This window comes from Chamaesiphon sp. OTE_75_metabat_556 (assembly GCF_031378165.1).
In the GTDB taxonomy this organism is placed as follows: Bacteria; Cyanobacteriota; Cyanobacteriia; order Cyanobacteriales; family Chamaesiphonaceae; genus Chamaesiphon.
Map to the genome: position 1 here is coordinate 1 of NZ_JANNDR010000119.1, position 11,274 is coordinate 11,274.

An 11,274-nucleotide genomic window follows, 5' to 3' on the forward strand; every position below is an offset into this window, starting at 1 on the left:
CCAACTCGCGATCGAGTCGTTCTTTTTTGCGAAGTTCGACAGTTAATTAATCATTATGAATGGCTACTGCGGTCTGATCGGCGACTAATTGCAAGAGTTTTTGACGGTCGATCGTCCACCCATAATCAGGATTGCGAGTAAATACATATAACCGACCACGTTCGCCACTTTCGAGTAAAATCGGCGTCCGAAATATCTGAACTTGGTAGTCGAGATCTAGCTCGATCCGACTCTCTAACTTATCCCAGAAATCAGTTTGGAAACTAGTTTCTCGACCTTCTGATACATCTGTTAGTGTCTTGAAAATTGCCGTTTCAATTCTCTGGCGCAGATCGTTACAATTACCTTCACCCTGACAATGTAACTGTTGAATTTGCAATTGACCGGTTTTTTTAAACAAGATAATTGCCCCGCCTTCACCATCAGTGACGCGCGTGACCATCAGCGGAATTAGTTCCAAAAATTGGTTGAGATTTTTAAAGCTGCGTAAGGCAAAACCTAAATTACTCAGTAGCTCGTGGGTTTTCTTTTGTTGACGACTGAGATCTGCCACTAATTCTTGTAGAGCAGCTACTGACATAACTTGTGGTTCATAATTCATCATCTATATATTCCTAACCACTTAATAAGGCTTCGACGAATTCATAGCTAGAAAAAGGTCTTAGATCTTCAATCCCCTCGCCTGCACCGATAAACCGAATCGGGAGACCGAGTTGTTGAACTACCGCTAGAGCAACACCACCTTTAGCAGTACCATCTAGTTTGGTTAAGACCACACCACTCAACTTCGCTGCTTCGGCAAAAACTTGCGCCTGCCGCAAACCATTTTGTCCCAGCGTAGCATCGAGTACTAGTAAGGACTCGATCCGAGCATTAGCTGATTGCTTGTCGATAATCCGCCGGATTTTGCTCAGCTCATCCATCAAGTTTTTTTTGTTTTGTAATCGTCCGGCAGTATCGACTAATAGTAACTCAGTTCCGCGCGATCGAGCAGCACTAATCGCATCAAATACCACAGCAGCAGGATCGGTATTTTGGCCGGGATTGGCAATGACTTCAATCCCACTCCGTTGCCCCCAAACTTTGACTTGTTCGACGGCAGCCGCGCGGAAGGTATCGCCAGCAGCGATCAGACATTTATAACCAGATGCTTGGCTCATGTGGGCGAGTTTGCCGATGGTGGTAGTTTTGCCAACGCCATTGACGCCGACTAGCAGCCAGATATTGAGCTGGTTGGGATTGGGGAAAAATTCTTGGGTGTAGTTCTCTTGATAGGGTTTGTCGAGTAAATCGCACAAAATCTGTTTGAGATAGGCGACGGCTTCGTCTGGGGGGAGAGATTCTTGGCGAAGCTTGGCTTGCAGTGTTTCGATGACATAATCAGTCGCTTCGACACCGACATCGGCTTGGAGTAACAAAGTTTCGATCGATTCTACCGCATCGGCATTCAGGGGGCCTTGACCGATCAGGGCTTTAAGTTGATTGACAAAGCCGCGTCTGGTTTTGTCTAAGCCTTGGCGGAGTTTTTTGAGCCAGTTAATCTCGTCTAGCGAGACTTGTTCGGGAGTACGCCCTCGATCTGCCAAGACTTTAGCCGACCACAAGAAGTCGTCATCAAGGTCTACATCAGCCGCAGGAGCCGCTGGAGTCTCAGTTTCGATCGCTGTAGCTTTGAGCTGTTCTAGTCGCTGTTGGCGGTCATCTCGTGCCCAAATGGGGACATCTGCTACTGGTGCAGGGATTTCATCTACTGTGGAGATTCGATCGTTGCTAGCGGCAACTGACTGCTGTTCGACGGTGCTGTCAGTTGTATTCTCAGTTGCGCTCCCGATCTCGAGATCGGGTACTGTGGTGGCTGGATCGATCGACTCTTCGGTTGGTGTCTCAATCGGCTCGACGGTCAATGATTCAGTCTCACTGGCTGCTACGGGTAGAGCTGCTTGTTGCTGCTGAATATTCTGATAGGCGGCTTTTGCCCAAGCCAAATAGTCAGTGGCTACTTCTTGACTGGTTGTCGCTTGCTCATCTTCAGATACCGCTGGTGCTTCTATCTCAACAGATGCTTCGCTCTGTTCTGTGTCTGTTACTGGCTCAGATTCAGATGTGTCGAACTTCCGACGAAACCAATTGAAAACCATAATGAGTTAAAAATTATGAAAGCTAAATTTTAGGAGTTATTTAAAGTTATGTAGATGGATCTAGCAGCCGTAAAAATTGTAGATCGATCGGATTTTACTCTCGATCCTCGATCGAGGCTGTCGCCAATCCATCCGATTTGAGTTGCTCGGTGACGCGACGCAAGACGCCGTTAATTAACTTGCGGCCTTGGTCGTCACTATAACGTTTGGCCAACTCGATGGCTTCATTAATCGCAATTCTTTCTTCCAAACCCAGGTAGACGATTTCTGCCACTGCCAGTCGGAGAATATCGCGATCGATTTTTGGCAATCGACCTAGCTGCCAATCTACAATACTTTTACTCAAAAGTGTATCGATGTCGGCGGTGGCTTCGGTGGCCTTGACTAATAACTCCAGCGCATAGCTGCGGACGTCGGGACGATTGAAATTATTGATTAACTCTGGCATTTCCAAGGCGTGACTCAGCCGGTCGATCGCTTTTTGCACCAAATCGATCGCCTCTTTGGTCATCACTCTAGCACCTTCAACGTCACTAGCTCTGGTTTGACTATTTAAGATTCGGTCATTACTGCGCTGGAGTTCGGCGGCAGCCGCTTCTAGTGCTTCTTGAGTTTCTTCTCTGAGGGTCGAGATTGCATTGAGCATCATCGTCTCTAGGGTCAATTGCAACTGGCGCGGTTGGGCTTGCGCTAACTTTTTGTCTGCCTTCGATAACTGAGGAAGAGTTAGCAGGGCTAGCTCGCGAGCGATAGTTTGAGCTTTCATAGGCGCGGGTCGAATACCAGTAGCAAAGCTCCCGATCATACCACACTTACCGCGCTCGGTTCGATCACTAAATCGAGGGCTGCCAAAGACCGGAGGCAGTCAGTGTCTCTGGCTGGAGTCGTAATAGTGGAGAAAATTCTGATAAGATCGATCGTGGTTGAGGGAAATTATATGAAAACTATTGTCGATCGAGCTAAATTGCCCAGATTTATCTCGCCATGGCTAAATTCAATTAATAGACAATTATCAATTCTATTTTGTTTGGTAGCAATCGCTTTATCTGGTTGCGTTAAATACGATACTGGCGTCAACTTTCACGGTTTTAATGACGGAGAAATCGTCCAACATCTTCAGCTTGGCGATCGCTTAAATAGTTTCAATCCCCAGGCGGTTACGGCCTGGCTCAAAAGTATCGAAGACCGTACGCGCCAAGCACAAGGTCATCTGACCCGATTGAGTGATCGTGAATTTGAAATAGTGATTCCGTTTGCCAGCACTCAAGAATTAGTTACCAAAATAAATCGATTCTTTAATCCGACGCCTCCGGCAAGTAATGGAACGGCATCGAAGTTCTCCGCTCATTTACAAATCGAGCAGAGTAACTGGTTGGCGATCGTCAAAAATCACCTGATCTTTGATGTCGATCTCCAGGCGATCTCTATACCAAAGACTGATGCGAAAGTAGCGATCGCGGCTAATAACTTTGTCGATCTTAAATTTAGAATTCAGAGTCCTTGGGGCGTCCAAACTACCGAGCCAAGTATGAGTCCAAATCTGGTCAAAACCACTCAAGGCAATCAAACAACTTGGCAATTACAACCAGGTCAGATCGAGCGGATTGAAGCTGTATTTTGGATACCTAATCCACTGGGGATCGGTGCGATTGTGATTGTGCTGATGAGTATGTTTGGTTATTATCTTAAATATCGTCAGGTGCCTTGGCAGCAAACATCTAAGCTAGCTAATCCGGCTGAGAATCGTTGAACGATCTACCGCACCATATATGCCTAAACCTTATAGATGCTCTGAGCAAATTGAGGATCTTGATACCGCCACTATCCTAAATAAAAGATCGTGAATTTAGACACGAAAACTAATCAAAACCGATCTACTCTAGGCATAATTATCGTCTGTTCGATCGCTATCGGCTTACGTTTTTGGGGACTAGAGCGATTTAATTTACTAGTATTCGATGAGGTTTATTATGCCGTATTTGGCAATAATTATCTCACTCGTACCCCATTTTTTAATTCACATCCACCACTGAGTCAGTATCTGATCGCGATCGGGATTTGGATTGGTGATCGACTACCATTTGGACAAGAAAATCTCAATGCTTTCACCGGATCGGTACATTCGACATTTAGTTACCGCTGGATGAATGCTGTGTTTGGTTCGTCAGTCGCGCCGCTAGTTGCGGCGTTAGCTTATCAATTGAGCCAGCGGAAAAGTTATGCTTTTTTGGCTGCTTTATTTGTTAGTTTGGATGGATTATTTCTAGTTGAATCTCGATATGCGCTCAATAGTATTTTTCTGGTCTGCTTTGGATTATTAGGGCAACTATTGGTACTAATTGCTGTCAGAAGAGATCGTCATTGTCGCGCGCTGTTATTCGGTGCTGGCATCTCTCTGGGCGCAGCAATTGCATGTAAATGGAATGGATTATCATTTCTGGTTGGTATCTATATTTTTATAGCGATCGCTAAATTATTAATATCCCGACGATCATCTACACGAGCTGAAGATCCTCATGATTCACTATTAGAGAGATTGGCCAAAATCCACCCGTTTGACATTGTTTTTAGTTTAACGATCGTTCCCATTATTACCTACAGTCTGTTATGGATTCCCCATCTGATCCAGAATCCCGATCTAAATTTTATTGATGTCCATCAGACGATGCTCAACTATCACGAAAAAATTGGCAATGGTACTGGCATTCATCCCTACTGCGCTAGCTGGTATACGTGGCCGCTATTGATGCGGCCTTTAGCTTATTATTTCACTGAGTACAAACCCAATTATTATTATGATGTCCATGCCATGGGTAATCCCCTCCTCTGGTGGTTGTCACTAGCAGCAATTTTCGGGGCAATCTGGTCGATTGGGAATCAAATTGGGCGAAATGCCCAGAGATCGACGATCGAAAAAAATGTCTTGGCACCGATTCGCGATCTCAATCTTAATTATCTCGGGGTACCATTATTTATCGCGATTAATTATGCCGTAAACTTACTACCCTGGGTCGGAATTACTCGCTGTTTATTTATTTATCACTATCTAGGTGGCGTACTCTTTGCAATTGTTGGGTTAGCTTGGTTTGTCGATAACTGGTTGCGTAGTAACTCAAAGTTCTGGCAAGCAGCCGGATTAACCACGATTTTTAGCGTGGCGGCTACATTTGTATTTTGGTTGCCAGTGTATTTGGGATTATCGATCGAAAAAACCGACCTCAGCTACCGACTGTGGAATTTTTGGATCTTTAATTGGATTTAGGCTAGTTGATAATTGATAATTGATAACAGTTAGATATTTAACTGTCAACTAATTTACCTCTAATCGATAGATCTAATAGCTCGATCGGATGTAAGATTCTGGTCTGATGTCCTTGTAATTCTAGATGCTTGGCAATTTGGAGCGTACAACCAGGATTGGCAGAGGCAATAATTGTCGCGCCAGTATTGACGAGATTGCGGACTTTTTGTATGCCCAGTTCGTTGGCTGTTTCTGGTTGGAGCATATTATATACACCCGCGCTCCCACAGCACAGTGCGGCATCTAGCGGCTCTGTCAGCGTAATATTCGGGATCTGCTTGAGCAGTTGACGCGGCTGGACGCTGATTTTCTGCCCGTGGAGTAAGTGACAAGCATCTTGGTAGACGAGTGCGAGTGGTGCGGTAGAAATGGGCGATAGTGGCGTTGTTAGTTTAATTTCTGCTAAAAATTCTTGGACATCTTTGACTTTGGCCGAAAAATCGATCGCTTTTTGGACATAATCAGGATCGTCTTGGAGCAGTTCGCCGTATTCTTTGAGCGTGTGTCCGCAGCCCGCTGCATTGATAATAATTGCATCGACATTGGTATTTGCAAAGTTGTCAATCATCTCCCGTGCCAAGGTTTTCGCTTGTTCTTCTTGCCCTTGATGGTGCGGGAGTGCTGCACAACAACCTTGAGATTGAGGGATGACAATTTCACACCCATTGGCGGTGAGTACTCTGACTGTCGCCTGATTGACGCGATCGAAAAATAGTTTTTGGACGCAACCCAAAATCATCCCCACTCGATATCGTTGAGTGCCTTGGGCAGGAATTAATGCTGGCAAAGTATCTTGAAATGTACTTAAAGATAATTCGGGCAGATTTGACTCCATCGCTGCTAAATGGGGCGAGACTTTCTCGACGATCTTGGTTTGTCGAATCAATTTTTGCAAGCCCAGCTTTTGATAGATAAACAGCGGGATCAATAATAAGCGGAGTCGATTGGGATAGGGAAATAAGCCAAAAATAAACTGTCGATACAACCGCTCGACAAGGGGACGTTGATGATTGCGTTCGATTTGGGGACGCATCGCGGCAATCAGCTTGTCGTACTGGACTCCTGACGGGCAGGTAGTCGTACAAGCCAAACAACCCAAGCAACTATCAAAATGACTGACAACCACCGGGGTGAGGTCGATTTCGCCTTGATTGAGCGCATCCATCATATACACTCGTCCCCGTGGCGAATCCATCTCTGTCCCCAAGACGCGGTAACTAGGGCAAGTAGATAGACAAAACCCACAATGCACGCAAGCATCGATGAGTTTGGGTGCTGGCGGATGCTGGGAATCTAATGTGGGGGATTGCATGAGGATTGTGTGCTATTTGCCTATCTACGATCGAAATCTCCGAACAGCTACTTCTACTTTGTATCAATTATCAATTATCAATTATCAACTGATTTAACTACCCACTTCCAGAGCGGATGACCATCTCCTTGTTTACGAATCTCGCCGACTTGCTTAATTAACTGCTGATGTTCTTTTTTGGAGATGCCCCAGAGCATATTCCGACTTTGCCAAACCAAAGTACCAGTCATCACACCCACACATAAACACAAACCGAGAGCCGGAATCGGCTGAAAGATCAGCCCGTATTTGACTGCTGCCCAGGTAAACTGTTCTTGGATCAGACTAATAGGATAACGCAATTCCCACAGACTATAGACCCCGACCGTCAACCATAATAATCCGATCACCAACCAGCGTCCGTAGACATTCAGATGATAGAGATTTGCCATCTGGTTTTTAAAAATCGGGTCGAGTTCGATGTCGGGAACTGTCGGGACAGATGGCTCAGATGGATTCAATCTAGACATATCTAAGACTCGGAATTCACTGTGGCATTAGTCGGCGGCGTGGGATGACGTTCGCGCCACCAGGCAAATAGGGTGCTGGCGATAAAGATACTAGAGTAAGCTCCCGCTGTAAAGCCAATAATCAGGCACAGGGCAAAGTTTTTCAGGGTATCACCACCAAAGAGGAAAATCGAGATCAAGGTCAGCAACACGGTTAAGGTGGTATTGATCGATCGAGACATAGTTTGATTGACCGCATCGTCCACAATTGTATCGATCGATTGCTCGGGATGGAGGCTAATCACTTCGCGAATCCGATCGTAAATGACGACAGTATCATTGACTGAAAAACCGATAATTGTCAAGAGAGCGACTACAAATAAACTATCAATTTCGACGCCACCAACTAAACCCAAAATCGAGAAAATACCCGTAGTGATCAACACATCATGGAAGAGGGCGACAAAGGCAAAGAACGCATAGTCAAATTTGAAGCGAAAGGTTAGATACAACAAGATCAACCCAAACGATAAGACGATCGCAATCAAACCATTTTGAAATAGTTCTTGACCTAGCGTGGGGCCAACTTTATAAACATTCCGTTGCTTGGGATCTAAATCACCCAATTTAGCTGCCAGAGCAGTTTCTAGCTTAGTAATCGCCTCGACATCCAGAAATTTAGTCCCGATCGAAATCCCTGTCATATCTTTGCCAACGATTTGAATAACCGGATCGGCAATTCCTTGATTTTTGATGATTTCTCGGACGACAGCGATATCGATCGGTTTACAACTATTGGCAGTCGGACAATCCAATCCATACTGTAATTTTGAGCCACCCGTGAAGTCCAATCCTCTGCGCAATGGTGATCCGATCTCTGGATTTGTCCACGATAAGATCATTGAGGTAATTCCGGCCAAAATAACGGCAGTAGACAACATCCACCACCATTTACGTTGTTTGGTAACACTAAATTTTCTCATAGGGAATAGGGGAGAGGGAGTAGGGAGTAGGGAGCGGGGAGCGATGCGCGCTCCTCGGCTTTGCCGATGGTTTAGCGCATCAAGACAGCGAGGAGAGGGAGCGGGGGAATGAGGTACCCTAACGTATGATGCTTATCACTAGGTGAGTGTTGTTAGTATTTGACCCCACCACTAGAAATTTCACTGCTAGGGACATTGGGGGCAAATAAATTGGTTCTTTGGCGCAAAGCGGGGAAGCCGAGCACCAACAACAGCAGAAATGTGCGCGTACAGGTGAGGGAAGTAAATAAGCTCAATAATACCCCAACGGCCAGAGTGACCGCATATCCTTTGACTAAGCCCGATCCCAAGAAGAACAGAGCGGCACAGGAAATTAAGGTTGTCACATGGCTATCGAGAATACTATCAAAAGCGCGGTGAAACCCAGCCTCTACCGACTTGTACAAAGTTTTACCAGCACGAATTTCCTCGCGGGTGCGCTCGAAGATCAGGACGTTGGCATCTACCGCCATCCCGATACTCAGAATAAAGCCCGCAATCCCTGGCAATGTCAACGTGACATCCAGAATATTAAAAGCGGCTAGACTCAAGATCGAGTAAATAATTAAGGCAACATCCGCGACGATTCCAGGCAATCGATAATAGACAGCCATAAATACTGCTACCAAGAACAATCCACCGAGACCAGCGTAGATACTGCTTTGAATGCTATCGCGACCGAGACTTGCTCCGACAGTGCGGTTTTCAACGATTTCGACGGGTACTGGTAGCGAACCACCTCGGAGCTGTACGGCTAAGTCGTTGGCAGTTTCGGTTGTGAAATCGCCCGTAATTACAGCCTTGCCGCCAGTAATCCCCGTCGCAGCAAATGTCGGCCCCACTGTCGGGGTACTAATCGGTTCTTTGTCTAGAAACACGCCGATCGATCGACCAGTGCCAGCGAGATTTTTAGTCAGTTTAGCAAATGCATCGCCTCCAGTACCATCAAATTCGATCGAGACTTCCCAACCACCAGCAGATAAAGGTTCGGGATTGGCATATTTGAGATTCTTACCAGTAATCGCGGCCGGATTGAATAATTTATCGATTTGGGCAGATTGTTTTTCGATCGTGGATTGCTTCTCAGCGAGTGCTATTTTGTCAGTAGATTTAGATTTTTGGAGCAGTAATTGTTCGGCCTTAGCTGCTTTTAATACTTCCCATTCAGCTTTTAATTGTCCTTCTGTCCCCGCTTTTTGTTCGCGAAACTCTAGTTGGGCGACGCCACCGAGGACTCTTTCTGCTTGCTGCGGATCGCTGACACCTGGTAATTGAACTAAGACTTTATTACCCTGAGCGGATTGGATCGAGGCTTCTGAGACACCTAAACCATTAATCCGATTTTCAATTACCTTTTGTACCGCTTCGAGATCAAGTTGGGTAATCACCGGATGATCGGCGGTCGGTTTGACCTGAATAGTTAGTTGCGAACCACCCTGTAAATCTAGCCCCAAGCGCATCGGCTTGTTGAATAACAAGGTAATTGCAGCGATCAGCAAGACTAAAATTAAGCCTAAAATAACTCGCTGTTTTTGCATGATAAATATAAAGGTTTAGTTATTTTAAATTTAGTTGGGAGTTAGGAGTTAGGAGAATTTCAACAGCCAAGTAATTAGTGATGAATTATTTAATTACTCCCAACTCCCAACTCCTTCCTCCCAACGCTCTTACAATTTGCCATCAACCATTTTTTCGATCGCTTCAGCAATCTGGGGTGGCTGAATGATCGTCAGGTATTCTAACTTGCCATTATAAGGAGTCGGAATATCTTGTGACGACATCCGCAGGACGGGCGCGTCTAGTTCGTCAAAGAAATGGTCGTTGATCGAGGCAACTAATTCCGCACCGATACCACCAGTCCGCATACACTCCTCGACGATGATGACTTTGTGCGTCTTCTTAATCGATGCTCCAATGGTTTCGAGATCTAACGGTTTGAGCGAAATCAAGTCGATGATTTCTGGATCGTAACCTTTTCCTTCAATGGATTTCATCGCTTGGGTGCAGTGGTGGCGCATCCGCGAGTAGGTGAGGACGGTGACATCTTTACCAGGGCGGACGATTTCCGCCTTATCTAGTGGTTGGAGATATTCTTCATCAGGTAAGTCTTCTTTGAGGTTATAGAGTAAGACATGCTCGAAGAATAAAACCGGATTTTCGTCTCTGATCGCCGATTTGAGCAATCCTTTAGCATTACGCGGCGTCGAACAAGCCACGATCTTCAATCCAGGCACGGCTTGGAAATAAGCTTCCAACCGTTGCGAATGCTCTGCACCCAATTGTCTACCCACACCACCAGGGCCGCGAATCACCAACGGAATCGTAAAATTACCGCCAGAGGTATACCGCAACATCCCCGCATTATTGGAAATCTGGTTGAAGGCTAGGAGTAGAAACCCCATATTCATGCCTTCAATAATCGGCCGCAATCCAGTCATGGCAGCCCCTACAGCCATCCCTGTAAAGCTATTTTCGGCGATCGGGGTGTCGAGGATGCGTAAGTCTCCATACTTCTTATAGAGATCTTTGGTGACTTTATACGAACCGCCGTAATGTCCGACATCTTCACCCATCACCATCACTGCTGAATCCCGCGCCATTTCTTCATCGATCGCGGCACGGAGGGCGTTAAAAAATAGAGTTTCTGCCATGCTAGGTTTACAACACTTAAATTTCTCAGATCTCACTCTAACAGAATCCGGATCGCTGGGGTGAGATAGTTAACCTGTAGGGGCATTTATGCTATTAATTCAAACCGAAAGTCAACCTCAGATGAACCCGCCCAACCCCTCCAGAAAGTTAATTGTGGGTGAGGGCGGGTTCGGACGATAGTTGTCTTTACAGCAAGGATTTCTAGCATAAACCCGCCCCTACGGATCTTTGATTTAAAATGGGCATTGAGTTTGGATCGAAATTCGTGCCAATGTGTATGGATGAATAAAACTCAGCTCGCGTGCATGTAGATGTAAGCGTTCTAAATCTGCCCGACAACCATACAATCGATCGCCTAGAA

The 11,274-nt window shown here is 45.8% G+C and carries 10 protein-coding genes; 2 read left to right on the forward strand and 8 right to left on the reverse strand.

Annotated elements, in window-relative coordinates:
- Positions 1-46: 46 nt before the first annotated feature.
- The 3 genes from RMO27_RS05235 to nusB form a co-directional block, all read right to left on the reverse strand.
- Positions 47-601: a GAF domain-containing protein gene (locus tag RMO27_RS05235; RefSeq protein ID WP_309730042.1), complete on the reverse strand. Its 555-nt coding sequence runs from the start codon at positions 599-601 to the stop codon at positions 47-49.
- A gap of 13 nt (positions 602-614) precedes the next feature.
- On the reverse strand, positions 615-2,138 hold the full coding sequence (ftsY, locus tag RMO27_RS05240; RefSeq protein WP_309730045.1) for a signal recognition particle-docking protein FtsY: 1,524 nt from the start codon (positions 2,136-2,138) through the stop codon (positions 615-617).
- A gap of 94 nt (positions 2,139-2,232) precedes the next feature.
- Positions 2,233-2,904, reverse strand: a complete 672-nt coding sequence (gene nusB / locus RMO27_RS05245; protein ID WP_309730048.1) for a transcription antitermination factor NusB — start codon at positions 2,902-2,904, stop codon at positions 2,233-2,235.
- A 171-nt stretch (positions 2,905-3,075) separates the two neighbouring features.
- Between nusB and RMO27_RS05250 the strand changes: the two genes are divergently transcribed.
- Complete coding sequence (locus RMO27_RS05250) at positions 3,076-3,888, forward strand: DUF3153 domain-containing protein (RefSeq protein ID WP_309730051.1); 813 nt, start codon at positions 3,076-3,078, stop codon at positions 3,886-3,888.
- A gap of 90 nt (positions 3,889-3,978) precedes the next feature.
- Positions 3,979-5,400 (forward strand): phospholipid carrier-dependent glycosyltransferase, encoded by a 1,422-nt coding sequence (locus RMO27_RS05255; protein WP_309730053.1) that lies wholly within the window; start codon positions 3,979-3,981, stop codon positions 5,398-5,400.
- Between the two features lie 37 nt (positions 5,401-5,437).
- Here RMO27_RS05255 and RMO27_RS05260 read toward each other — a convergent pair whose 3' ends face one another.
- The 5 genes from RMO27_RS05260 to RMO27_RS05280 form a co-directional block, all read right to left on the reverse strand.
- A complete protein-coding gene (locus tag RMO27_RS05260) occupies positions 5,438-6,751 on the reverse strand; it encodes a (Fe-S)-binding protein (protein ID WP_309730056.1) in 1,314 nt (437 codons plus the stop codon).
- A gap of 77 nt (positions 6,752-6,828) precedes the next feature.
- Entirely contained in the window at positions 6,829-7,260 is a 432-nt protein-coding gene (locus RMO27_RS05265; protein ID WP_309730060.1) for a hypothetical protein, read from the reverse strand.
- 2 nt (positions 7,261-7,262) lie between these two features.
- Complete coding sequence (gene secF, locus RMO27_RS05270; RefSeq protein ID WP_309730063.1) at positions 7,263-8,222, reverse strand: protein translocase subunit SecF; 960 nt, start codon at positions 8,220-8,222, stop codon at positions 7,263-7,265.
- A gap of 152 nt (positions 8,223-8,374) precedes the next feature.
- A complete protein-coding gene (gene secD, locus RMO27_RS05275; protein WP_309730067.1) occupies positions 8,375-9,799 on the reverse strand; it encodes a protein translocase subunit SecD in 1,425 nt (474 codons plus the stop codon).
- A 129-nt stretch (positions 9,800-9,928) separates the two neighbouring features.
- Positions 9,929-10,912: an alpha-ketoacid dehydrogenase subunit beta gene (locus RMO27_RS05280; RefSeq protein WP_309730070.1), complete on the reverse strand. Its 984-nt coding sequence runs from the start codon at positions 10,910-10,912 to the stop codon at positions 9,929-9,931.
- Positions 10,913-11,274: the final 362 nt, after the last annotated feature.